The organism is Mycobacterium sp. NPDC003323 (assembly GCF_053589535.1).
On the sequence record NZ_JBSFSB010000001.1, the window covers coordinates 1 to 24,163 of the forward strand.

Below are 24,163 nucleotides of genomic sequence, written 5' to 3' on the forward strand. Positions count from 1 at the left end.
GGTGGCCTCGGCGATGAAGGCCAACCGGCGCGCCGCGGCGGTGGCTTCGGAGCGGGTGGCGGCCGCGACGGCGGTGATGAGCGCTTCGTCACTCAACGCCGCAAGCGTGTCGCGATCGCATCCTTCGAACATGTGTTCTACACTACTCGGTCCCACCGACAAGGTGGGCGACCAGAACCGGACCGGTCCCTACTCGGCGAATCGAATGGCCCCGAAACATTGGAACGGCCCCGGGGAACACACCGGGGCCGTTCCTTGGGTCTGGAGCTACCCGCTCCGTGAAGTTCGTCGCCGCCTCAGGTACCCGCGGCGTGTACCCACTCTAACGTCTTTGTGATGCGGATCACACGAGGGGGGTCGATCAGACATCCAATCGTGATCCGATGATGACCGTCCGGTCCTGCGGGAGGTGGAAATAGCCGGCCGCGTCGGCGGTCAGGAACGAGGTGGCCACGAAGAGTCGCTTCCGCCAGCCCACCATGTCGGTGCTGTCCCCGGGTACCAACTCCAGGTGCGACAGGAAGAATGACGCGCGGTCCAGATCGACGCCGCCCTCGGTGACCTCGGCCGGCAGTAGGCGCAGCGCGGCAGGGACGTCGGGCCGCTCCATGTATCCCGCATGCACCGTCACGTGCATGATGCCGTCATCGCGATACCCGAGCGCGTCCACCGAGATGCGCTCGTCATCGGTGAGGCGGGGCACCGGCAGTGTCTCCACCGCGACGATGATGACATGCTCGTGCAGCACGTGGTTGTGCTCCACATTGGCCCGCATGGCCAGCGGAGTGGTGTCATCGCTGCGATTGAGGAACACCGATGTTCCCGCGACGCGTGCCAGGGCCGGCCGCCGTTGCGCCAACTCGTCGATGAAGGGGCGCAGCGGCCCTTCGATCTCGCGTCGAGAGGCGGTCACCAGGTGCCTGCCGCGCTGCCAGGTCGTCATCACGGTGAACGCGAAGATCGCGATGGCCAACGGAAGCCACGCGCCGTGTACCAGCTTGGTCAGGTTGGCCGCGAAGAACATCAGATCCACCGCCAGCAGCATCCCGCCACCGCCGATCAGCAGCCACAGCGGCCACTTCCACTGCTGCCGTGCGTAGTACAGGAACAGCAGGGTCGTGATGGTGATGGTGCCGCTGACCGCCATGCCGAACGCGTAGGCCAGCGCGGCCGAGGTCTCGAACGCGAACACCAGCGTCAGCACCGACACCATCAACACCCAGTTGATCCACGGCACATAGATCTGCCCGATCGCCTTGGCCGAGGTGTGGGTGATGCGCAACCGCGGCAGGTATCCGAGTTGCACGGCCTGCGACACCACCGAGAACGCCCCGGTGATCACCGCCTGGGAGGCGATGACGGTGGCCGCGGTGGCCAGCAGCACCAGCGGCAGCCGCGCCCATTCGGGCGCCAGCAGGAAGAACGGCGCGCTGTGCACGCTGTCGTCACGCAGCAGGAGTGCGCCCTGCCCGACGTAGTTCAGCGTGCAGGCCGGCAGCACCAGGCTCAGCCAGCCGATGACGATGGCGCGGCGCCCGAAATGGCCCATGTCCGCATAGAGCGCCTCGGCACCGGTGACCGCGAGCACGATCGCGGCCAGCGCGAAGAAGGCGATGTGGAAATGTCCGCTGACGAAGGCGATGGCGTGCGTGGGTGACAGCGCCGCGAGGATCCCCGGGTGCGCCGCGATGCCGTTGATGCCGCAGGCGCCGATCGCGACGAACCAGGCGATCATCACGGGCCCGAAGAATCGGCCGACGACCGCGGTGCCCTGACGCTGCACGCTGAACAACACGACGATGATGACGGCGGTGATCGGCACCACCCAGTCCTTGAGGTCGGGTTCGATGGTCTTGAGTCCCTCGACCGCCGAGAGCACCGAGATCGCCGGGGTGATCATGGAGTCACCGAAGAACAGCGCCGCGCCGAACAATCCGAGGAAGCCCAGCACGATGGCGGTGCGGTGACCGCGGGTGTGCGCCCCGCGCCGCAGCAGGGTGATCAGCGCCATGATGCCGCCCTCGCCGTGATTGTCGGCGCGCATCACCAGCGTGACATAGGTGAGGGTCACGATCAGCATGACCGACCAGAAGATCAGGGAGACAACCCCGTACACGTTGGCCTCGGACAGCGGCACGGGGTGCGGGTCCGCAGGATTGAACACCGTCTGCAGGGTGTAGATGGGGCTGGTGCCGATATCGCCGAACACCACGCCCAGGGCGCCCACGACGATCGCCAACCGCAGCGGACGGATGTCGGACGGCCTCCGCTGTACGGTCTTCTCTTCCAGCATCCCTACATCATCGGTACCAACGCCGGATGAAGCTGGACTTCCTGTGTTTTCACGACGAAGTACACCGTCTGGCCGAGGTGCACGTCCAGCTCGGCGGCAGCGGCCGCGGTGATGTCGGCGGCCAGACCGGTGCCGCCGTCGGGCTGCTCGGCGCCGCGGATCCGCACGGTCGTGCCGTGCACGTCGAGCTCGGCGATGCGCACCTCGATGACATTGCGTGGACTGGCATGCGGCGGAGTCGGATGCACGGCCACCGTCGCGGGGCGAAACAGCGCGACCGCAGCGGAGCCGGCCGGGGTATCGCCCAGGCCGGAAACCGTTGTCTCCCAGCCGGTGCGCAACGTGCCCGGTTCGAGGATGACCCCGGATATCAGATTCACCCCGGCGATGCGCGCGGCGAAGTCACTGCGTGGTGCGGTCAGTACGTCACGGACGTGGCCGCGCTCCACCACTCGTCCGCCGTCGACGACGATGACCTTGTCGGCGACGGCCAACGCATCGAGCAGATCGTGGGTGACCAGGATGGCCGTCCGGTCGGCCAACACCTCCCGCAGCAGCCGGCGCAGCGCCGGGGTCGCGGTGACGTCGAGCGCGGCCATCGGCTCGTCGAGCAGCAACACCTCCGGCTCGGCGGCCAGGGCCCGGGCGACCGCGACCCGCTGGGCCTGTCCGCCGGACAGTTGAGCCGGGCGCCGGTCGGCCAACTCCACGGCATCGACCGCCGCCAACCAGCGCCGAGCCGCCGCCTCGGCCGCCGAACGGGACAGGCCACGGCAGCGCGGCGCGTAGCCGACATTCGCAGCGACCGTCAGGTGCGGGAACAGCATCGCCTGTTGGGACAGCATGGTCACGCCACGAGCATGCGGGGGAGTGAAAACGCCTGCCGCGGTGTCGGTGAGGACCCTTTGACCGACGGTGATGCGGCCGGTATCGGGGCGCAACAGACCCGCGATCATGTGCAGCAGTGTCGATTTGCCGGCGCCGTTGGGGCCCAGTACGGCCAGCACCTCGCCGTCGTCCAGGGCGATATCGACGTCGATACCACGATCCTCGACGCGAGCGGACAGCTGTACCGCACTCACAGCGGGCCCGCCAGCCGTCGGCTCGCCGAGGCGATCACGATCACCGCGGCCACCACGATGAGCAACAGCGACAGCGCGACCGCCGCATCCGCGTCGGTTTCCCGCTGCAGGTAGATCTCCAGCGGCAGTGTGCGTGTCACGCCCTGCAGCGAACCGGCGAAGGTCAGCGTCGCCCCGAACTCGCCGAGCGAACGCGCGAAGGCCAGCACGGCCCCCGATACCAGCCCGGGCAGTACCAGCGGCAGGGTCACCGTGCGCAGCACCCGGGTGGGAGGTGCGCCGAGTGTCGCGGCGACCTGCTCGTACCCCGACCCCGCCGACCGCAGCGCTCCCTCCAGGCTGACCACCAGGAAGGGCAGCGAGACAAAGGATTGCGCGAGCACGACCGCGGCGGTGGAGAAGGCGATCCGGATGCCCCACACGTCCAGCTGCTCACCGAGCAGCCCCTGACGGCCGAAGGTGTACAGCAGCGCGATACCGCCGACGACGGGCGGCAATACCAGCGGCAGCAGTACCATGCCGCGCAGCACCGACCGGCCCCGAAAGGTGCTGCGGGCCAGCACCACGGCCATCGGCACACCGAGCAGCACACACACCAGCGTGCTGGCGGCGGCGGTCTGCACGCTGAGCAGCAGTGCCGCCAGTGAGGATTCGGAGGTGATGAGCGGGATGAACTGCGCCCAGTCGATCCTGAGCAGGATCGCGATCAGCGGCAGGATCACGAACAGCGCGCCGACTGCCGCCGGCAGGAAGATCCAGGCCGGCAGCCCGACCCGAACCGCCGTGCGGCGCGGCGATCTCATGGGGCGGCGAATCCTGCCGCCGACAGGACCTCCCGGCCTGCGGGACCGGTCACCAAATCGACGAACTGCTGTGCCGCAGCGGGATCGGCGGCCTCCCGCAGCGTCGCGATCGGATAGGTGTTCACCGCGCCGGCGGCTTCCGGGAACGGGATGGCGGTCACCTTGTCGCCGGCGTCGGCGGCATCGGTGATGTAGACCAGGCCCGCGTCGGCTTGCCCGGAGGTGATCTTTCCGAGCACATCGGTGACCGACGATTCCTCGCTGACCGGGGCCAGTGTCACCCCGGCGGTCTTCTCGACCTTCTCGGTCGCGGCTCCGCACGGGACCTGCGGCGCGCACACCACGACCTGGGCGCCGGGATCGGCCAGGTCGGCGAAAGACGCGATGCCCGCCGGGTTTCCGGGCGGGGTGACGATCGTCAGGGTGTTGGTCGCGAAGTTCACGGGGTCCCCGGCGGTCACACCGGCGTCGACGGCCTTGGTCATGTTGGTGATGTCGGCAGCGGCGAACACGTCGGCGGGCGCGCCCTGAGTCAGCTGGGCGACCAGATCCGAGGAGCCGGCGAAGTTGAATTTCACCGTCGTGCCGGGGTGGTCGCTTTCGAAACGCTCACCCAGTTCGGTGAACGTCGTCTTCAGCGACGCGGCCGCGAACACGGTCAGGCTCGTCGGCGAGGGGGACTGTGCCGATTGGCATCCGGCAAGGACCACGGTGACGCTGAGAACAGCGACGGACGATTTCACGATGTCCCGCCGGGTGTTTCGACGATGACGTTGGTGGCTTTGACGACGGCGACGGCCAGCGCGCCGGGCTCAAGCCCGAGCTGCTCGACGGAGGCGGTGCTCATCAGCGAGGTGATCGTGAACGGCCCGCACTGCATCTGCACCTCGCTCATCACCGTGTCCGAGGTGACCTCGGTGACGAGCCCGACCAGCCGGTTGCGCGCCGAACTTCCGACGCCGAGCGGATCCGATGGCGGTGCGGCATGTTCGCGGGCGAAGCGGGCCAGCACGTCACCGGCGATGACCTTGCGGCCCGACTCGTCCTTGTCGGCCGCCAGGGTGCCGGTGTCGATCCAGCGGCGCACCGTGTCATCGCTGACGCCCAGCAGCGCCGCCGCGTCCTTGATCCGTATCGCCGGCATGCATGCCTCCCGCGGGTAATGGTCAGTCCGCTGGTGCGGATACATGACCATAACTCATCCGCATTTGCGGACTACCAGCGGTTAAGGCCCAGCTGCGGCCACCTCGTCGGCGACGATCTGGGAGGCCGCCCGCAGGCCGTCCCAGTCACCGCGCCAGCCGAGCAGATGTACCGCCAGGTCCGCGGTGCGCCGCGGCTGGTCCGGCTCACCGAGGCCATCGGCACGCAGGTTGGGCAGACTCTCGACCAGACGGAACACCGCGTCGGCGTCGCGGCCGATGTCCAGCGCGTCGGGTGCCGTCGGCACCGTGTCGATCACCTGGTGCGACAACCGTCGATAGGCCTCCCGCAATTCAGCGCGCTGACTGTGGAATTCGCCGAACCGCGGGTCGCGCACCTCGGGCAGCAGGTAAAGGATGCCGAGATTCCACGGGCTGTCCCACAACAGCCGGCAGTCCAGATAGCTGAGCGCGTGCAGCAGCACCACCGGCGGTTCGCCGCGCTCACCCAGCTTCTGGGCCGCCGTCAGCGAGGACAGCACGGTTCCGCTGAGCAACGCGGCCAGGATGTCATTCTTGGTGCGGAAGTGGTGATACAGCGAGGCCTGCCGGATGCCCACGGACTCGGCGATCTGGCGCGTCGTGGTGGCCGCGACGCCCAGAGTGGTGAACAGTTCGGCGGCAGCGTCCAGTACCTCGTCGCGGGCGGTGTCACCGGGTCTCTTGCGTCCCTCAAGCCGGGGCCGGCCGCTCGCGGTGGTGCGCACGTGTCGATCCTGCCAGTTCGGCAGGCTCGACACGTGCGCGACCGCAGCGTCGTGTCGGGCGGTCAGGACCGTGCCGCCGTCAGCACCTCGGGCACCGGCGCCGACTCGATCTCCTCCGCGAGCGAGACCGGCCGCGGTGTCAGCGCGGCGACCACCAGGTAGGCGATCAGCGAGGCGGCCCCGGCCAACAGAGTGCTCCATCCGTCGACCGCCGTGCTCACCCATTCGTTCGGGATGTACAGCAGCGTGTTGTCGACGCCGTAGATGGTCGGGGTCAGTACGAAGAACGTCATCCGCACCCCGATGCCGACGATGATCGCCGCCCACACCGCCGCCGCCCCGCCGCGCGACCAGTACAGACCCAGGATGAACGGCACCACCAGACTGGCCAGCAGCAGATCGAACGCCAGGGTCAACAGGATTCCGGTCTGCGGCACCCGCAGCGCCACCACGGCGGCCAGCACCGCCATCGGTAGCGTGGCCCACCGGGTGGCCGTCAGCACCCGCGGGGTCATCACCACGGCGTGCGCGTCGATGCGGAAGATGTTGCGGATCAACACCGCAGCGGTCGACAACAGGATGCCGCTGATGGTGGTCAGGGTGGCGGCCAGCAGACCCGAGATGACGATGATGGCCAGCCAGGCCGGTGCGTACTGGCCCAGCAGGGTGTACAGGATCGGACCGTCCGCGGCGGCATCGCCGACGATGCTGACCGCGGCCAGCGCCACGAACGACAGTGGGATGCACAGCATCAGCAGCCCGGCCGCGGCGGCGAAGCAGGCCTTCTGCGCCCCACCGGGGGTACGTGCGGAGAACACCCGCTGCATGAGGTCGATGGCGACCAGATTGCCCAGACCGAGCGCGATGATGGTGGCCCAGTTGATGACCGCGCCCGACTCACTGGAGGTCAGCTGCGCCAGATCACCGGCACCCATGCCCTCGGGTGCGCTGAAGCCGTGCGTGGAGGCCACCCAGATCACCAGCGAGACAACGCCGATGATGTTGACGACGACGCACGCCACGCCGGTGTAGACCGAGGCGAACATGCCACCGCTGATGGTGTACAGCAGGGCCAACGGAACCGTCAGCAGGATGCCGAAGGCGTAGGAGACACCGAGGAAGCGTTCCAGCAGGAAGCCGACGGCGACCAGGTTGCCGGCCAACAGGATGATGAAGCTGGCGATCGTCAGGAACGACGACGCCACCTCGGTGCTGCGACCGAAGCGGTTACGGAAGTACTCGGGCAGCGTCACGACATCGGCCGCGCGCATCCGCTTGGCGAAGAACAGACCCATGAGCACCAGGCACACCGCCAGGCCGATGGGTAGCGCCGCACCGGCCCAGAAGCCGAAGGCCGCAGACAGATCGGCGTTACCGATGGTGGCGTTGGAATCGACGGGCTGGGCGATCAGGACCGCGGTGACCAGCACGGCGGGCAGGGCCCGCCCGGCAACCAGATAGTTCGAACAGTCGCCGCGCACGCGGCGCGCGGACACGACACCGCTGATGGTGAGGATGAGCAGGAATATGGCAACGCCGGTGATGATCATGGCGGACTCCATCGGGGGAGTAGGGGTTGTCAGGGAGTCCCGGCGACGTTGCCGGAGATTGAGTTCGGATCCGCGTCGTTGCGAAAGACTCAGGTGGCGACCAGGGCCTTGCGGCCGAATGTCGCCAGGGGATGGGCGCCCTCGGGCAGCGTCACCTCCCCTCGGGCGAGGCGCTGTTGCAGATAACGGAAGCTCTGCGCGGTCTGCGCGAAGAGATGTTCCCCGGCGATCACCGGTGTGCGGGCCGGCGCGCCGTCCGCGACGAACGCGGGTAGCGGCGCCACCTCGGTGTCATCGTCGACGTTGACGAACAGCGGGAACGAGTAGCGTTCCTCGGCCACCTTGCGGACCCGGTGCGTGGTGGCGACGAATTCGCCGTTGGTCCAGATCTCCAGCAGATCACCGATGTTGAGCACGAACGCGTCCTCGATGAGCGGGACGTCGATCCAGTCACCGGCGGCGTTGAGCACCTCCAGACCGGGTGCGGTGGGACGCAGCAGGGTGAAGCACTCGTAGTCGGTGTGTGCACCGATCCCCGGCCGGTCGGCGGCCGCGGGGTCATACGGATAGTGGATCAGCCGCAATTGCGAGGGCGGTGCGGTGACGTGGCGTTCGAAGCGGTCCGCCGGTTCGCCCAGCGCGACCGCGAAGGCCCGCAACAGGCGCCGGGACAACGCGAAAACGGCGTCGTACCAGACGGTCACGGCCTCGCGGAACCCGGGCAGCTCGGGCCACTGGTTCGGGCCCAACAACGGATGGCCGGCCAGATAACGCGGGTCGTCGGCGGGCAGCTCGACCGACAGGTCGAAGGCCTCCTTGGCGTCCACGGTGCCCGAGGCGAACACCTCCTCACCGGGCGGGACGTAACCGCGATGGTTGCTCGACAGCCCGATGTACACCTTGCGTTTCTCCGCCTCGGGCAGCGCGAAGAAGGCGCGGGTGTGCTGCAGTAGATCGTCGAACAGTTGCCGGTCGATACCGTGCCCGACGACCTGGGCGAAACCGACGCGGCGGGCGGCGTCACCGAGAGCGGCGACGGCATCGTGGTAGCCCGGGTCGGCCTCGTCGAGCAGCGCTGCGATATCCAGCACGGGTACGTCGGTGAAGTCAGTGCTCATCATCAATCCTGTAGGGCTAGTGCGTGTTCGAGGGTTGATACCGTCCAGTACCGGCGGACGACGGCACCGGAGCGGTCCCGTTCGGCGGTGCTGACCCGGTCGGTGTCGAGGTCCGGGGCCAGGTCGTCACCGACCCGGAACGGCAGCGTGGACCTGGTGATGCGCCAACCTGTTTCGTCGATCACGCCGAGCGAGATCTCGACATCGAGCAACGCGCGGGCGTCATCCAGATCGGCGGCGGTGACGGCCTCGACCAGGGAATCCGCATCCAGGTCGACGCCGCGTCCACGGGCGTAGCCAAACCGATTTCCGACCCGCAGCAGCATGCCGTCCCGGCCACTCGGATCGTGCAGCCGCAGCTCCACGACGGGTCCGCCAACAGGCTGGGCACGCCAGTCCTCGTGATAGTCGCGGCCGATGCCGGTCTCGACGAGCACCTCACCGGCCATGTGCAGGCGGCCGCGGTCCGGCAGCGCTTCGGCCGGGTGCAGGTCGATATCGCGCTGCCAGGACCATGTCTCGTCCTCGGCGACCAAACGTCCGGCGAAGCCCTGCTGGGTGCACAGTGCCTCGAGGTCGGCACGGGTCAGGGTGTCCAGTGAGGTGCCGTGGATCGGGGGCATGCCGGCGGGCGTGCGCACATCGACGTACAACTCGCCGGCCTGCAGCCACTCGACATCGCTGTCGGTGTCCACCGGGCTGCCGGGCACCGCGATGGCAGTGCGACGCCAGCTGCGGTGTTCGATATCGGCCCGGGTTGCCGCCGTGCCCGCGGTGGCGCGGCGCAGGTATCCGAGCCAGTCCCCGTGATGGGTGATGTCGGTACCGGACTCCCAGGCCTGCAGGCTGCAGCCGAAACCGACGACCTCGGAACCGTCGGCGAGTTCCACCTGCCCCAGCGCCATCGGCCCCGGCAGCGCAGCCAGGAAGTCACCGAGCATGGCCGTGCCGATCAGCCACACCTGTCCGCCGATCGCGGTGCCGTGCTCGGACACTCGCACCAGACCGGGCTTGGGTGGTTCGGTGTCCAGGCGCGCCAACCGGTAATGCGGTGCGGTGGTGGCAGGCCCGAGCCACCGCGCGCCGCGTTCGTCGAGCTGCCAGGCCAACGGTTGCCCGCGCAGATGTGCACCCACCACCAACAACCGGGTGGTGTCCAGGCCGGCACGCGTGGGCCAGGGCGCGTCCCCGGTGCGGGCCGACGTCAGCAACCGCGCGATATCCAGGGCCACCGCGTCATGGCCGGCGCGCGCGATCACGCTGACACCGAACTGTGCACCCGCGGAATCGGTTCCGGCGGGCACCGCGACGGCGCACAGATCCATCAGATTGCAGAAGTTGGTATAGGTACCCAGCCGGGAGTTGACGCCCACCGGGTCGGCGGCGACCTCGGCGAGCGTCGGGTGTTCGGTGGTGGTGGGCACCAGCAGTGCGTGACAGTCACCGAGTTCGGTCATTGCCGCGGCGGTCAGTTCGGCCAGCCGAACCCGGTCGTGCAACAACCGGGTCGCCGAAACGGTGCCGGCCGCCCCGATGATGCCCGCGACAGTGCGGTCCAGGTCGGCCGCGCCGCGGTGGGCGTCGACGAAGGCGCCCACGGCCTCGTGCCGTTCGGCGACCAGACCTCCGTCGTAGAGCAGGCGGGCGGCCTGCAGGAACAGGTCCAGGTCGATGTCGACAAGTTCGATCCCGTTGTGCGCCAATCGGTCACATGCGCTCCGGAACAGTTGCGACCACTCCGGTGCCAACCCGGGCAGGGTGCGCGGCACCGCGACCCTGGTGACCGAAGGTGCTGCCAGCGGGGCATCCGGCGGGAACGGCCGGGCGCCACCGGCGATCACCCCCATGGCGGCATCGGCGGTATCGAGATCGCGGGCGAACACCGTCACGCAGTCATACGAGCGGCAGGCCGGCACCACACCGTCGGTGGGCACCACACCGAGGGTGGGTTTGATCCCGACGATGCCCTGCAGGGCGGCCGGCACCCGGCCGGACCCCGCGGTGTCGGTGCCAAGCGCGATGTCGACCAGACCGAGCGCGACGGCGACCGCGGACCCGGAACTGGATCCGCCCGAGATGTATTCGGGTCGGCGGGAATCCCGGACCGCGCCGTACGGGCTGCGGGTGCCGACCAGACCGGTGGCGAATTGGTCCAGGTTGGTGGCGCCGATGATCACCGCGCCTGCGGCGCGCAGCCGGGCCACCGCCGTCGCGTCGGTGTCGGCCGGACCGTCGGGATAGCTCGGGCACGCCGCGGTGGTGGCGATCCCGGCGATGTCGATGTTGTTCTTGACCGCCGCGACCAGCCCGGCCAGCGGCAGATCGGTGTCGGCCTCGTCCACCGCTTGTGCGTCGGCCAGGGCATCGGCCAACGGCCGCAGCGTGATCCAGATCTCCGGACGGTCGGCGGCCTCGATGGCTGCGTAGGCCGCGCGGACCCGGTCGGTGGCGCTCACGCGGCACCGCCCGTCCCGACGACCACCAGCGGGGTGCCCGGATCCACCAGATGTCCGGCGGACACCAGGATCTGGGTCACCACACCGTCGGCCGGTGCCCGCAGGACGGTCTCCATCTTCATCGCCTCCAGCGCCAGCAGCGGTTGCCCGGTGACGACCTGCTCACCGACGGCGACGTCGACCTTCCACACGCTCGACGAGAACGGCGCGTCGATGCGCTGATCCCCGTCGGCCAGCACGAGGTCGTCGGTGCTAGTCGCCACATTGGACGCGGCCCGCTCGGCGCGGTCGAATTCGCCGGCGCGTTCCCACGCCGCGCGCTCGGCGGCGAAGGCGGCCGCCTGACGGTCCCGGAACGCCGCGATATCGGCGGCGTTGTCGGCCAGGAACCGGTCGTGCTCGGCCAGCGAGAAGGTGCCCTCGGTGATATCGACGCTGCCGCGCCCGGCGGCCATGTCGGCGCGCAACTCCAGCAGTTCGTCGGCCGAGACCGGGTACCACGAGATCCGGTCGAAGAACCGCAGCAGCCAGGGGCTGCCGGGCTCGAACGGCGCGGTGTGCCGAAACCGGCTCCACACCTGGGTGGTGCGGCCCACGAACTGATAACCGCCGGGACCCTCCATGCCGTAGATGCACAGATACGCGCCGCCGATGCCGACGGAGTTCTCCGCGGTCCAGGTGCGGGCCGGGTTGTATTTCGTGGTCACCAGCCGGTGCCGCGGATCCAGCGGTGTCGCCACCGGCGCCCCGAGGTAGACGTCGCCGAGACCGAGGGTGAGGTATTCGGCGGCGAACACCGTGTCGTACACATCGGCCTGGCTGTCCAAACCGTTGATCCGACGGATGAATTCGATGTTCGACGGGCACCACGGCGCGTCGTCGCGGACACCGGAGGTGTATCGGGCGATGGCTTCCCGGGTGGCCGGGTCATCCCAGCTGAGCGGCAACCGGACCCGGCGGCTGGGCACCACCAGCTCCGAGGAGGCCGGCAGCTCATCCTCGATCTCGGCCAACAGACCGAGCAGCCGCGACACCGGCAGCACGTCCGGGTCGACGTGGACCTGCAGCGAGCGGATGCCCGGCGTCAGATCCAGGATGCCGTTGACGCTGCCGTCGAGGCGGGTGTGCAGGGCGTGCACCCGGGCCCGCAACGCGAGATCCAGGACGATGTCGCCGTATTCGATCAGGACGTTGTCGTCGCCGCTGCGTCGGTAGGTCACCGCCGGCGCACCCCCGACACCGTCGCGGCGGGCCAGCACCCCGTCGTCACCATCACCGCGGCGGATCAGCGGAGCGATGCGGCGGGCGCCGAGTTCGGCCCGCGACGGCGCGTCGGCCGCCTGTACCGGCACGAAACGGACGGTGTCGCCGGGACGCAACTGCCCGAGTTTCCAGCGCTGCGCCGAGATCACCGTGACCGGGCAGACGAAACCACCCAGGCTCGGGCCGTCGGGGCCCAGCAGGATCGGGGTGTCGCCGGTGAAGTCGAGCGCCCCCACCGAGTAGGCGTTGTCGTGGATGTTGGACGGATGCAGTCCGGCCTCGCCACCGTCGGGTCGGGCCCACTGTGGTTTCGGGCCCTCCAGCCGGACCCCGGTGCGCGCGGAGTTGAAGTGCACCCGGTACGACGCCTGGAACAGGGTGTCGATATCGCTGCGGGTGAAGAACTCCGGGGCGCCGTGCGGTCCCTCGGTGACCGCCAGCTCCCACTCGGTGCTGAAGGCCGGACGCGACGCCGCCGGCACCGGACCCTCGGTCTGTACCGCGGTGTCGTTGGTGCGCAGCACATCTCCGGTGTGCAGTTCGCGGCCGCCGTGGCCACCGAAGCGGCCCAGGGTGAACGTCGACGCGCTGCCCAGGTACGTGGGCACGTCCAGGCCACCGGCCAGCAGGACATAGGTGCGCAGGCCCAGGGTCTCGGCGGCGCCGATGTCGAGCACGCCGTCGGCGGGGATGTCGATCGGTTCCCACATCGGCGCCGGCACACCGTCGACGGTGACCAGGCATTCGGCGCCGGTGACGCAGACGGTGCTGGGATGGCTGAACCGCAGCGCCGGACCGCTTGCGGTGCATTCCAATCCGGGCGCATGCTCGGGGTTGCCCAGGGCGCGGTTGCCGAGCCGGAAGGACAGATCGTCCATCGGACCGCTCGGCGGCACCCCGACCTGCCACAGTCCGACGCGGCCGGGCACATCCTGCACGGTGGTCAGCAGGCCGGGTCGTTCGACGGTGATGCGGGGGCGGGGATCGGTGATCTGGGCCAGGGTCGCGGTGCTGTGCCGGGCGGCTCGCACGTCCGGGTGATCCAGTGCCGCACCGAGCATGCCGAGGTTGACCTCGATACCGTGTAACTCGGACTTGGCTATTGCCTCGGTGAGGCGGTCCAGTGCCGCGTCGCGGTCGTCGGCCTGCGTGATGACCTTGGCCAGCAGCGGATCATAGGAGGCGGTGACCTCGGTGCCGTCGGCCACCCACCCGTCCACCCGGACGTCGTCGGGGAAGCTGACGGCGGTGATGGTGCCGGTGCTCGGCCGGTAGTCGCGGCTGGGATCCTCGGCATAGACCCGCGCTTCGACCGCGTGGCCGCTGACCGCGACGGTGCCGGCGGGGTATTCGTCGAACATCGCGGTGTCACCGGTGGCCAGCCGCATCATCCAGCCGGCCAGGTCGACGCCGGTGACCGCCTCGGTCACCGGATGTTCCACCTGCAGACGGGCGTTGACCTCCAGGAACGACGCCTCCTGCCGGGCGGCGTCGTACACGAATTCGACGGTGCCTGCCGAGCGGTAATGCACAGAGGCTGCCAACGCCCGCGAGGTGGCCTGCAGCTGCTCGCGGACGGTGGCGGGCAGCGCGGGCGCCGGGGCCTCCTCGATGACCTTCTGGTGCCGGCGCTGCAGCGAGCAGTCCCGGTCACCGAGCGAGAGCACCCGGCCGGTGCCGTCGCCGAAGATCTGCACCTCGACGTGGCGGGCGTTGTCGACGTACCGTTCGACGAACACCCCGGCCGATCCGAAACTGCGCTCGGCCTGCGCGACCACCCGCCGATATGCCGATCGGAGGTCATCGGCGGTGCGGCACACCTGCATACCGATACCGCCGCCGCCACCGGTGGCCTTGAGCATCACCGGATAGCCGATGGCCTCGGCCGCGGTCACGGCGGCGTCGAGGTCGTCGAGCAGGTCGGAGCCGGGAAAGATGGGAACCCCGGCGGTGCGGGCCGCGGCGCGTGCGGTGTGCTTGGTGCCGAATCGGCGTAGCTGCTCAGGGCTGGGGCCGGCGAAGGCGATACCGGCGGCCTCGACGGCCGTTGCGAAATCGGCGTCCTCGGACAGGAATCCGTAGCCCGGATGCACGATGGTGGTGTCGGTGGTCGTGGCAGCCTCGAGGATGGCGGCCGTGCGCAGATAGCTGTCGCGCGGTGCGGCCGGACCGATGCGGACGGCGCGATCAGCCAGTGCGACATGTGGTGCGCCGCGGTCGGCGTCGGAGAACACGGCGACGGTCTGCAGGCCGAGGGTGCGTGCGGCGTGGATCAGACGGACCGCGATCTCACCGCGGTTGGCGATCAGGACGGTGTGATTCATGCCGCTGCTCCCGGTCGTGTGACGATCATCCGCACCGGAGTCGGGTCGAAGGCGTTGCACGGGTTGTTGATCTGCGGGCAGTTCGACACCAGCACCAGGGTGTCGATCTCGGCGCGCAACGCGACGCGCTTGCCGGGGCCTGACAGTCCGTCGACGATGCCGAGTGCCCCGTCGGGGTCCACCGGCACGTTCATGAACCAGTTGATATTGCTGGCCATATCGCGCGCGCCCAACCCGTGCCGGGAACCCTCGATCAGGAAGTTGTCCAGGCAGCCGTGCTGGGCGCGGGTGTGCTGGCCGTAGCGCAGGGTGTTGGACTCCTTGGAGCACGCCCCGCCGAGGGTGTCGTGGACGCCGACCTCGTCGGCGACGACCGTCATCAGCGCGTCACCGGTGTCGGCACGCAACACCGATCCGGTGGTCAACGCGATACGGCCCTGGCGCCGAATGGTTTCCGGCGCGGAGTACCGCACACCGGTGTCGACCGCCGAGTACAGCAGGCAGTCCACGGCCTGGTTGCCGGCCAGGTCGACGATGGTCAGGACGTCGCCGGCGGCGACGACCGCCGACCAGGAGGCCCGGGCGGCGACGTACTCGTCGAGCACGACGCTGCCCGGCACCAGCGCGGGAATCTCGAGTGTGGTCACAACTGTCCCCTTGCGGCGAGGTCGGCGTCGGTGTTGACGATGGCTTGGGTGTGTTCGGGACCCAACGGCCCCAACAGCTCTCCGGCGGCCAACAGGCCCAGCTCGGCCGTGGCGGGCCAGGCGTGCACCAGCAGCGGCGAGCAGGTGTAGTCGGGCCGGGGATCGAGCGGGTGTGCCGTGTTGGCCAGCAACACGATCGTGTCGACGTGTAGCAGCAGGTCGACCGCTGTCGCGGGGCCGGCGGATCCGAGCCAGCGCACGGCACCGTCGGGGTCGACGCGGACTCCTTGGAAGAACGACACCGATGGCGGCAGGTCGCGGCGGTCCAGGCCGTGTTTGAGCGCGGCCAGGGTGAACAGTTCGCGTCCGGCCGGTGCCGCCGACTCGGGGGCTGCCGCCCCGTAGCGCTCCAGATTGCCTGCCCGGGTGGAGGTTCCGGTGAGCGCGTCGTGCTGGGTCGAGGTGTCGGCGACGACGGTGGCCAGCACCCGACCGAAACCGCTGAGCAACGGATGACCGGCACCGAGGTAGGCCTGCCAAGGCACCTTGACGGTGTCGGCGACGTTGAGCCGCTCATGGGGGGCGTCGGCGCGGTGCAGCAGCAGATGTGCGCAGGCGTCACCGAGGGGGTCGGTCAATCGGATGCGGGAGCCGCGGGCCAGGACGGCGCTGGTATATCCGCCCGGTGCAACGGTTTCCGACCACACCAGCTGTGTGGCCGGGATACCGGCGGGCGTCGTGGGGGAGGTCGACGCCGGTTGGTGGCGCATGAACTCGGCGGTGCGGCCGTGCTGGGCCCGGGCGTGTGCCCGGGCACCGGCCGTGGTGGCCGTGTCGGACGTGGGGACGTCGGCGGGCCGACCGTCGGAAAGCGTGCTGCTCACTGTTCACTCTCACCCAGTAGTGAGTCCGCTTGGGGGAGCGGACTTTCTGTCGGATGACAGTTTTCGCGTCGAACGCGATGTGGTGGTTGCGCCGATGTAACCGATGATTCGGGCGTTGTTAACAACGCGCGTCCAATGTTTCTGTCGCGTGACAGGTATTTATGCCCGCTCACTATGGTTGATTGCCCACAACCATCCCCGATGCAGGAGCCGCGGTGTTCGAACGTGCGAAGTTCATGGTCAAGTTCGCCGGTGCGTACCGGAAATCCCGCAGGAGCGGTGCCGAGCACGACGCGGCATTGCGCGCAGCGACCGACGACATGGTCGGCAGCCGAGCCGCGGAGCTGCCCGAGCCGGTATGTGCGCTGTGGCGCGATCCGGCCGATGCCTTCGAACTCGACGGCGGCGGCTGGTTCGGTGACGGGTCCTTCGAGATCACCGAGTCACACCTGGCCCTGCTGCGCAGCGCGCGGCTGGCCTGGGACGGGGCGGAACGGGGCGCCCCGATGCTGGACCCCCACCGCCCCTACGGACGCGCGGATCTGCTCGCCCAATTGGAGGAGGTGTTCGGAGCCGATGATGCCGTCGCGCTCGGGCGTCGCCACGTGGAGATGTTCTTCGTCATGGCGCGCGTGCTGCGCCACGGTGAGCTGGAGCCGGGGCGCTATCCGCTGCAGAATCTGACTTCCGCCGATGTTGGTGCCGCGCTGCGCGGGTACGACGGGTTGTCCGCCGAGGATCTCGGCGTGGACGACGACGGACAGGTGACCGCGACAGCGGAGCACCTGAAGCTCTTGCGCAGTATCGAGATCCGCTGGCCCTCGGAATACGACTGCGAGGACCGCCTGGCCGCCGGGCAATTCCCGGCGGCCGCCGCGGACGCCAAGCGGCCCTGCGGCGACTTCACCTATATAGAGGTGGACATGGCGCGCGTCCTCGGTGAACTGCCGCCACCACCGACCGACGGCCCCGCGGTGTTCGAGCCCGGCCCCGACCTGGCGCAGCGGCTACAGCGTCTGCACTGGCAGATGCTGGCGGCCATACAGGTGTTCCTGGAACGGGCCCATCTCGCCCCCGGACGCTATGGGCTGCACTGAGCTCCGGTGAGCGACCCCGAAGTGTCCGGGCTGGCGGCGTGTCGGCGTACAGACACGGTCTCTCGCGGGATGACGCGACGTGGGAAAAGCCGGCTGTGTCGGGTGAGCGGCCGGCCGTAACGCCGTTGCTACGATGGCCGGCGTGCCCGACGACAAGGAACGCAGAGTCGACGACACCGATGTCGAGCCGGCATCCGTCGACGAGGTGAAATCGTCACGCAGCCCGGCGGTCATCGCGGTCACCGCCATGCTGCTGGCCATCGCGACGCTCGGCGCGTCGGCGTACATGTGGCGCAACCCGGTGAACGCCGGAATGGCGACGCCGGCCGCAGATGAGCCGGCCGCCGAGTCCTTCAGCCAGGAAGACCGCGACCAGGCCGAGGCCAAGGTGTGCGACGCGTTCGCGCTCGTCAGCGTGGGCGTGGCCAACAGCAGCGCGCTGCAGCAACCTCAGCAGGGCCAAGGAGATTTCGGGGCCGCGATCGCCGTCGCGGCGAATGCGCGCCTCGCGCTCCTCGGGGGCGGCCAGTTGTTGCTCAACCGCGTCGACCCCGCCACTCCGGACGAATTGGCCGAGGCGGCACGCAACTTCGGCAATACGCTGATGGACATCGGTGCCGCGGCCATCGCCGAGATCCCCACCAACGATCCCGCGCAGACCCAGCGGTTGCAGGACGCCGACGCCGAGAACACCAAACTCGACGAGCTGTGCAACCCGGAGGGTGAACCGGCTGCGCCGGCACCACCGCCGCCGGGTGCACCCGCGCCTGCGCCGGGCCAGCCCGGGGGCTAAGGCGCGTCAGCCGACCCGTTCAACTGATCGTGAGCCGGCACCGCGATGCCGCAAAGATGTGGCGTTCGTCATTGCTGAGGTCGTTCTCAGCGACGGTCGGCAGGTGAATTCAACTTTGTGGCACGTCACGGAATTGCGCACGACCTCCGCCGGAAGTCAAATTGTCGCGGGCGTTAGCGTAGGAAGCCATTTCGAGCAAAGGTCATATAGTTTCCATCCATGGATTTCTTCTCGGTGCGGAAGGTGCGCGTCGCGACCATGAACGGTGGGCAGAACTGATGGGCAACGTGCTGGCAGCTGCGCTGGCGGAATCGATCTCGACCAGCGACCGGGACCTGGTGCTGCTCGCCGACAAGGAGTGGACCCGCAACCCGTGGCCCGAGATCCACCTCCGCGCCCAGAACGTCGCCGAGCGGCTGCTCGACGACGACATCCGGTGCATCGGTCTGGTCGGCGCACCCACCGCCGAACTGGTGGCCTCGGTGATCGGCGCCTTCTACGCCGGCGCTGCCGTGTCGATCCTGCCCGGCCCGATCCGCGGGGCCGACACCACGGCGTGGGCACAGGCCACCAAGGCGCGGTTCCGCGGTATCTCGGCCCAGTTGGTCGGCAGCCAGGGCGACTATCTGGAGAAGATCTCGACCAGCGGTGCGGACCCCGCCGTCGTGGACCTTGCCGACCTGGCGTCCCCGCAACGATCCGGCGGTTTGCAGCTACCTGGCGTCGACGCCCCGGTCGCCATCCTGCAGGGCACGGCAGGCTCCACCGGCACCCCGCGCACGGTCCAGCTGCCGCCCGCCTCGGTGCTGGCCAACCTGAGCGGACTCAACCAGCGCATCGGCGTACGCGCCGGCGATATCGGCTGTTCCTGGCTGCCGCTGTACCACGATATGGGGCTCAGCTTCCTGCTGGCCGGAGCGCTGGCCGGCAATGACGTGTGGCAGGCACCGACCGCCGCGTTCCAGGCATCGCCGTTCCGCTGGCTCAACTGGTTGTCCGACAGCGGCGCCACGATCACCGCCGGTCCCAACATGGCCTACGGGATGATCGGCAAGTACTCGCGCCGCATCACCGATGTCGACCTGTCGGCGGTGCGCTTCGCCCTCAACGGCGGCGAACCCGTCGACTGTGAGCTCACCGAGCGCTTCGCCACCGAGATGGCCCGTTTCGGCTTCGCCGCGGGCGCGCTGTCGCCCTCCTACGGCCTGGCCGAATCAACCTGCGCGGTAACGGTTCCCGTGCCCGGTGCAGGATTGATCATCGACGAGACGACGTTCATCACCGCCGAAGGCACCGCCCCGCGCCGGCATGCCGTGCTCGGCAAGCCGATCGACGGTATGCAGGTGCGCATCGAACCGGTCGAGGGCGGCTCGACCGAGGTCGCCGATCGCGAGATCGGTGAGGTGGCCATCCGCGGGACCTCGATGATGTCGGGCTATCTGGGCGGCGAGGCACACGGTGCCGACGACTGGTTCCGCACCGGCGATATCGGCTATCTGGTCGACGACGGTCTGGTGGTCTGCGGCCGCGCCAAGGAGATCATCACCGTCGCCGGGCGCAACATCTTCCCGGCCGAGGTCGAGCGGATCGCCGCCCGCGTCTCCGGTGTCCGCGAGGGTGCGGTGGTCGCCGTCGGCGTCGGTGAGGGATCGGTGCGCCCCGGGCTGGTCGTCACCGCAGAATTCCGCGGGCCCGACGAGGCCGGCGCCCGCGCCGAATTGATGCAGCAGGTCGCCTCCGGCTGCGGTGTGGTGCCCGCCGACGTGGTGTTCGTCAAGCCCGGCACGCTGCCGCGCACCTCATCGGGCAAGCTGCGCCGCCTGGAGGTCAAGCGCGGTCTCGAGGTCGGCGCGAGCTAACCGTTCATCGAGTTCCACGGACAGAACGCGACGGTCGCCGTCCCCACGACGAAGGTCGCCACGTTCTCCGGCACCCGGTCCGAGCCGATCACGACGTCCACCACGTCGAGTTGATCGATACCGCCATCCATTGCGGTGCACAACTTCTGGGCGCTGGTGAGCGCCGCGGCCGGGGTGTAGAACTCGGGCACGATACCGGCGGTGCGCAGCGCGTCGAGATAGGCGCGTTCATTAACTTCATCGGCCGGTGCGCTCGGTGCGCCGACGAGGGCGAGGGCCGCAGCTGAGACGGCCAGGCCGACGGACACACTTGTGCGCATCCCTCCGACGGTAGCGACCGATCGGGTACCGGGTGGGTGATTATGGCGTCGATTCGGACACAATGGTGCGCGATGGCGACCATGGAGCAGAACCGGCCCGGCCCGCTGGTCCGGCTGGCCACCCGGATGATGAGCGCCCGGCACAAACTGCCCCGCGCCGACACCGGATTCGTCGTGTGCCGCGGTATCGCGGTTCCGATGCGCGACGGTGTCGAACTGTTGACCGATCTGTACCTGCCCGAGCGCGCGACCGGAACGGTGTTGATCCGCACGCCGTACGGTCGGTCCAACCTGCCCGCCGAGATAACCGGATCCATCTACGCCGAACGTGGGTACCGCGTCGTCATGCAAAGTGTGCGAGGCACTTTCGGATCCGGCGGCGAGTTCCATCCCGGTCTCGCCGAGGCCGATGACGCCGCCGACACGGTGGCTTGGATGCGTACCCAGCCCTGGTTCGACGGCCGGTTCGACACCGTCGGGTCCTCCTACCTGGGCTTCACCCAGTGGGCGCTGCTGGCCGACCCGCCCGCCGAGCTGCAGACCTCGGTGATCGGCATGGCACCCCATGACTTCGCCGAATCCACCTGGAGCACCGGGGCCTTCGCGCTGGCCGACTTCTTGATGTGGAGCGCCCAGGTCGCGACCCAGGAGGACGGCGGCACGCTGCGCACCATCATCCGGATGACGACGATGCCCCGCCGGCTACGTCGACCGCTGCAGATGGTGCCGCTGCGCGCGGCCGGCGCCCGGATCCTGCGCAACCGCGCCCCCTGGCACGAGTCGTGGCTGAGCACCCCCGATCTCACCGATCCGTATTGGCAGCCCAGCCGGCTCGGCCGAGCATTGCACCGGGTCAGCACGCCGGTGCTGCTGGTCACCGGCTGGCAGGACGTCTTCCTCACTCAGACGTTCGACCAGTACCGGGCGCTGCGGGATCGCGGCGCCGAGCCGACGTTGATGGTCGGCCCGTGGAGCCACGGTGATGCCGGCGGCGATGTGCTGCGCGAGTCGCTGCACTGGCTGGACGGCAACCGGCCACGCGGGGTGCGGGTGCATGTCACCGGGGCCGGCCGGTGGCGCGAGCTGGCGTCCTGGCCGCCGCCGGCGACCGAGCGCGTGCTGTACCTGGGGCCACGTGCCGCGCTGACCGCGCGCACACCGCCCGACGATGCGCCGCCGGCGCGGTTCGTCTTCGATCCCGGCGATCCGACACCGACGATCGGTGGCCGAATGTTGTTCGTTCCCCGCGGTTATCGCGAGGACAGTGCGTTGGCCGCCCGTGGCGACGTCGTCACCTTCACCGGTGCGGTGCTCGACACCGACCTGGAGGTGATCGGCGTTCCACGCGTCGAACTGGATCACCACGCCGACACCGGCTGGTGCGATGTGTCGGTACGCATCAGCGAGGTGGGCGCCGACGGGCGCTCCCGCAACGTCAGCGACGGGTATGTCAGCCGGACCCCGGCCGACGTCGGGGTGCTGAAGCTGGACCTCGACCCGATCGCGCACCGGTTCGCGGCCGGAGCACGGATCCGGGTGTCGATCGCCGGCGGTTCCTACCCCCGCTTCGCGCGCAACCCGGGGACCGGCGAACCGGTATGGACCGCCGCACGGCTGATCCGCAGTCGCCACACCGTCGGTCCGCGGTCCCGGCTGATCCTCCCGACCGAGGGCGCTATCGGATCTTGAGCACGACCTTGCCGACCGCGGTGCGGTTCTCCAGCGATGCGATCGCCGCACCGGCTTCCTCGAACGGGTACACGACCGGCTCCGGGGCGCTCACCCGGCCGTCGGCCAGCAGCGGCGCGAGCTCGGCCCACTGCTCGGCCAGATAACCCGGGTGGGTGGCGGCCCAGGCACCCCAACCGACGCCGACGGTGTCGACATTGTTGAGCAGCAACCGGTTCACCTTGACCGTCGGAATCTCACCGCCGGTGAAACCGACCACCAACAGCCGACCGGCCGGCGCCAGCGAGCGCAGCGAATCGGTGAACCGGTCACCGCCGACCGGGTCGAGCACGATGTCGACCCCGCGCCCGTCGGTGAGTTCGGCGACCGCATCCTTGAATCCGTCGGCCAGCACCACGTCCGACGCCCCGGCCGCCCGCGCGGTCTGCGCCTTCTCCTCGGTGCTGACCACCGCGATGGTGCGGCTCGCGCCGAATGCCGGGGCCAGCCGTAGCGCCGAGGTGCCGATCCCGCCGGCGGCGCCGTGCACCAGCACCGTCTCGCCGGCGGCCAGTCGACCGCGGGTGCGCAGCGCGCAGTGCACGGTCAGATCGTTGAACAGGATGCCGGCGCCGGCCTCGAAGGACACCGTGTCCGGCAGCGCGAACACCCGGTCGGGCGGCAGCGACACCACCTCGGCCATCCCGCCGGTCAGCATGCACAGCCCGGCGACCCGGTCACCGGACGCGAACCCGGACCCGTCCGGGGCGCTGCGCACCACACCGGCGATCTCGGCACCGGGGATGTACGGCAGCGGTGCCTTGTGCTGGTAGAGGCCGCGGGTCTGCAAGGCATCGGGGAACGCCACCCCGGCCGCATGCACATCGATGACCACACCGTCGGTACCCGGTTCGTCGACTTCGACCAGCTCGGCGGCCTCGGGTCCGTCCAACCGGGGTATCTGAATTGCGCGCATGGCTCACCATTTAACATGCGTCAAGTGATCAAGGCACGTGCCGCGGTGGTCCTGGAAACGGGGCGGGACCCGCAGCTCACCGATGTCGAACTTCGCGATCCGATCGGGGACGAGGTGCTGGTGCGCGTCGACGCCGTCGGCATCTGCCACACCGACATCACGATGTCCGCCATCCTGCGCAAGACACCGATGGTGTTCGGGCACGAGGGTGCCGGCACCGTCGTGGCCGTCGGCCCGCAGGCCCGGCATTCGGTCGGTGATCAGGTGGTCCTGACCTTCGCCAGCTGCGGTGCGTGCGGCAACTGCGTGAAGGACCGGCCCGCGTACTGCGACCAATCGACCAACCTCAACATGCGCGGCGGTCGCCGCGATGAGACCAGCGCGCTGCGGCTGGACGGCGCACCGATCACCGGTGGCTTCTTCGGGCAGTCCAGTTTCGCCACCTATGCGATGGCCGGCAGCCGCAATGCCGTCGCGCTGCCCGCCGGCATGGATGCCGCATTGGCCGCGCCGCTGGGGTGCAGCGTGCAGACCGGGGTCGGTGCGGTGCTCAACGTCATCGGCCCGGCCGACAGCATCGCGGTTTTCGGCGCCGGGGCGGTCGGACTGTCGGCGATCATGGGCGCGCGGATCGCCGGCACCGGCACCATCATCGCGGTCGACCCGATCGCCGAACGCCGGGAACTGGCCGCCGGACTCGGCGCCACCGCCACGCTGGACCCGACCACCACCGATGCCGCGGCCGAGATCATGGCGCTGACCGGCGGAGTGGCCGGCGCGGTGGACACCACGGCGCGCCCGGATGTGATCACCGCGGCGGTGGGGGTGCTGGCCGCGCGCGGCACGCTGGCGCTGCTGGGGTTGGGCGCGCCGAATGCCGAGCTTCCGGTTACGCTGATCATGGCCAAGGGACTGACGGTGCGCGGTGTCGTCGAGGGGGACAGCGATCCGCAGGTGTTCATCCCGCAGTTGGCGCAGCTGTACCGGGACGGGCGGCTGCCGCTGGACCGGCTGGTCAGCACCTTCGCCTTCGGCGATTTCGCCCACGCGTGGACCGCGGCGAAATCCGGTGCGGTGATCAAGCCCGTGCTCGTCACCGGCGGTTAAGCTGCCGTTTCAGG

19 protein-coding genes are annotated in these 24,163 nt (G+C 69.3%); 5 read left to right on the plus strand and 14 right to left on the minus strand.

Annotated elements, in window-relative coordinates; all coding sequences use genetic code 11:
• Window positions 1-361: 361 nt before the first annotated feature.
• From ACWDUN_RS00005 to ACWDUN_RS00060, 12 genes are all read right to left on the minus strand, one after another.
• The gene (locus tag ACWDUN_RS00005; protein ID WP_449922846.1) at window positions 362-2,293 is read right to left on the minus strand and encodes a potassium transporter Kup; all 1,932 of its coding nucleotides are present in this window, start codon (window positions 2,291-2,293) and stop codon (window positions 362-364) included.
• A gap of 2 nt (window positions 2,294-2,295) precedes the next feature.
• A complete protein-coding gene (locus ACWDUN_RS00010) occupies window positions 2,296-3,375 on the minus strand; it encodes a sulfate/molybdate ABC transporter ATP-binding protein (RefSeq protein ID WP_449922849.1) in 1,080 nt (359 codons plus the stop codon).
• Window positions 3,372-4,178 carry an ABC transporter permease gene (locus tag ACWDUN_RS00015; RefSeq protein ID WP_449922852.1) on the minus strand — a complete coding sequence of 269 codons (807 nt, stop codon included), beginning with the start codon at window positions 4,176-4,178 and terminating at the stop codon, window positions 3,372-3,374. The genes ACWDUN_RS00010 and ACWDUN_RS00015 overlap by 4 nt, the downstream gene beginning before the upstream one ends.
• Window positions 4,175-4,924, minus strand: coding sequence for a molybdate ABC transporter substrate-binding protein (modA, locus tag ACWDUN_RS00020; protein ID WP_449926116.1), 750 nt, complete (start codon window positions 4,922-4,924; stop codon window positions 4,175-4,177). The genes ACWDUN_RS00015 and modA overlap by 4 nt, the downstream gene beginning before the upstream one ends.
• On the minus strand, window positions 4,918-5,322 hold the full coding sequence (locus ACWDUN_RS00025) for a TOBE domain-containing protein (protein ID WP_449922854.1): 405 nt from the start codon (window positions 5,320-5,322) through the stop codon (window positions 4,918-4,920). Before ACWDUN_RS00025 ends, modA begins: the two co-directional genes overlap by 7 nt.
• 81 nt (window positions 5,323-5,403) lie before the next feature.
• Complete coding sequence (locus tag ACWDUN_RS00030) at window positions 5,404-6,087, minus strand: TetR/AcrR family transcriptional regulator (RefSeq protein WP_449922856.1); 684 nt, start codon at window positions 6,085-6,087, stop codon at window positions 5,404-5,406.
• Between the two features lie 62 nt (window positions 6,088-6,149).
• On the minus strand, window positions 6,150-7,637 hold the full coding sequence (locus ACWDUN_RS00035; RefSeq protein ID WP_449922859.1) for a sodium:solute symporter family transporter: 1,488 nt from the start codon (window positions 7,635-7,637) through the stop codon (window positions 6,150-6,152).
• Between the two features lie 89 nt (window positions 7,638-7,726).
• Complete coding sequence (locus ACWDUN_RS00040) at window positions 7,727-8,755, minus strand: isopenicillin N synthase family dioxygenase (RefSeq protein ID WP_449922861.1); 1,029 nt, start codon at window positions 8,753-8,755, stop codon at window positions 7,727-7,729.
• Between the two features lie 2 nt (window positions 8,756-8,757).
• Window positions 8,758-11,211, minus strand: a complete 2,454-nt coding sequence (gene atzF / locus ACWDUN_RS00045) for an allophanate hydrolase (protein WP_449922864.1) — start codon at window positions 11,209-11,211, stop codon at window positions 8,758-8,760.
• Window positions 11,208-14,798 (minus strand): urea carboxylase, encoded by a 3,591-nt coding sequence (uca, locus tag ACWDUN_RS00050; RefSeq protein ID WP_449922867.1) that lies wholly within the window; start codon window positions 14,796-14,798, stop codon window positions 11,208-11,210. Before uca ends, atzF begins: the two co-directional genes overlap by 4 nt.
• The gene (locus ACWDUN_RS00055; RefSeq protein WP_449922870.1) at window positions 14,795-15,445 is read right to left on the minus strand and encodes an urea amidolyase associated protein UAAP2; all 651 of its coding nucleotides are present in this window, start codon (window positions 15,443-15,445) and stop codon (window positions 14,795-14,797) included. Before ACWDUN_RS00055 ends, uca begins: the two co-directional genes overlap by 4 nt.
• Window positions 15,442-16,329, minus strand: coding sequence for an urea amidolyase associated protein UAAP1 (locus tag ACWDUN_RS00060; protein ID WP_449922873.1), 888 nt, complete (start codon window positions 16,327-16,329; stop codon window positions 15,442-15,444). The genes ACWDUN_RS00055 and ACWDUN_RS00060 overlap by 4 nt, the downstream gene beginning before the upstream one ends.
• A 182-nt stretch (window positions 16,330-16,511) precedes the next feature.
• On the opposite strand from ACWDUN_RS00060, the gene ACWDUN_RS00065 reads away from it, so the two are divergent.
• The 3 genes from ACWDUN_RS00065 to mbtM all read left to right on the plus strand — a co-directional run bounded on the left by ACWDUN_RS00065 (window position 16,512) and on the right by mbtM (window position 20,078).
• A complete protein-coding gene (locus tag ACWDUN_RS00065; RefSeq protein WP_449922876.1) occupies window positions 16,512-17,426 on the plus strand; it encodes a hypothetical protein in 915 nt (304 codons plus the stop codon).
• Between the two features lie 142 nt (window positions 17,427-17,568).
• Entirely contained in the window at window positions 17,569-18,219 is a 651-nt protein-coding gene (locus ACWDUN_RS00070; protein ID WP_449922879.1) for a hypothetical protein, read from the plus strand.
• A 278-nt stretch (window positions 18,220-18,497) separates the two neighbouring features.
• Window positions 18,498-20,078: a long-chain-fatty acid--ACP ligase MbtM gene (gene mbtM / locus ACWDUN_RS00075; protein ID WP_449922882.1), complete on the plus strand. Its 1,581-nt coding sequence runs from the start codon at window positions 18,498-18,500 to the stop codon at window positions 20,076-20,078.
• Here the strand turns inward: mbtM and ACWDUN_RS00080 are convergent.
• Window positions 20,075-20,398 carry a DUF732 domain-containing protein gene (locus ACWDUN_RS00080; RefSeq protein ID WP_449922885.1) on the minus strand — a complete coding sequence of 108 codons (324 nt, stop codon included), beginning with the start codon at window positions 20,396-20,398 and terminating at the stop codon, window positions 20,075-20,077. The two genes, mbtM and ACWDUN_RS00080, sit on opposite strands and share 4 nt — an antisense overlap.
• Before the next feature lie 72 nt (window positions 20,399-20,470).
• Here ACWDUN_RS00080 and ACWDUN_RS00085 point away from each other — a divergent pair, with 72 nt between their 5' ends.
• Window positions 20,471-22,087, plus strand: a complete 1,617-nt coding sequence (locus ACWDUN_RS00085; protein ID WP_449922888.1) for a CocE/NonD family hydrolase — start codon at window positions 20,471-20,473, stop codon at window positions 22,085-22,087.
• Here the strand turns inward: ACWDUN_RS00085 and ACWDUN_RS00090 are convergent.
• Window positions 22,074-23,042, minus strand: a complete 969-nt coding sequence (locus tag ACWDUN_RS00090) for an NADPH:quinone oxidoreductase family protein (RefSeq protein ID WP_449922890.1) — start codon at window positions 23,040-23,042, stop codon at window positions 22,074-22,076. The two genes, ACWDUN_RS00085 and ACWDUN_RS00090, sit on opposite strands and share 14 nt — an antisense overlap.
• A gap of 24 nt (window positions 23,043-23,066) precedes the next feature.
• On the opposite strand from ACWDUN_RS00090, the gene ACWDUN_RS00095 reads away from it, so the two are divergent.
• Window positions 23,067-24,149 carry an NAD(P)-dependent alcohol dehydrogenase gene (locus ACWDUN_RS00095; RefSeq protein ID WP_449922893.1) on the plus strand — a complete coding sequence of 361 codons (1,083 nt, stop codon included), beginning with the start codon at window positions 23,067-23,069 and terminating at the stop codon, window positions 24,147-24,149.
• The last annotated feature ends 14 nt before the right edge of the window (window positions 24,150-24,163 follow it).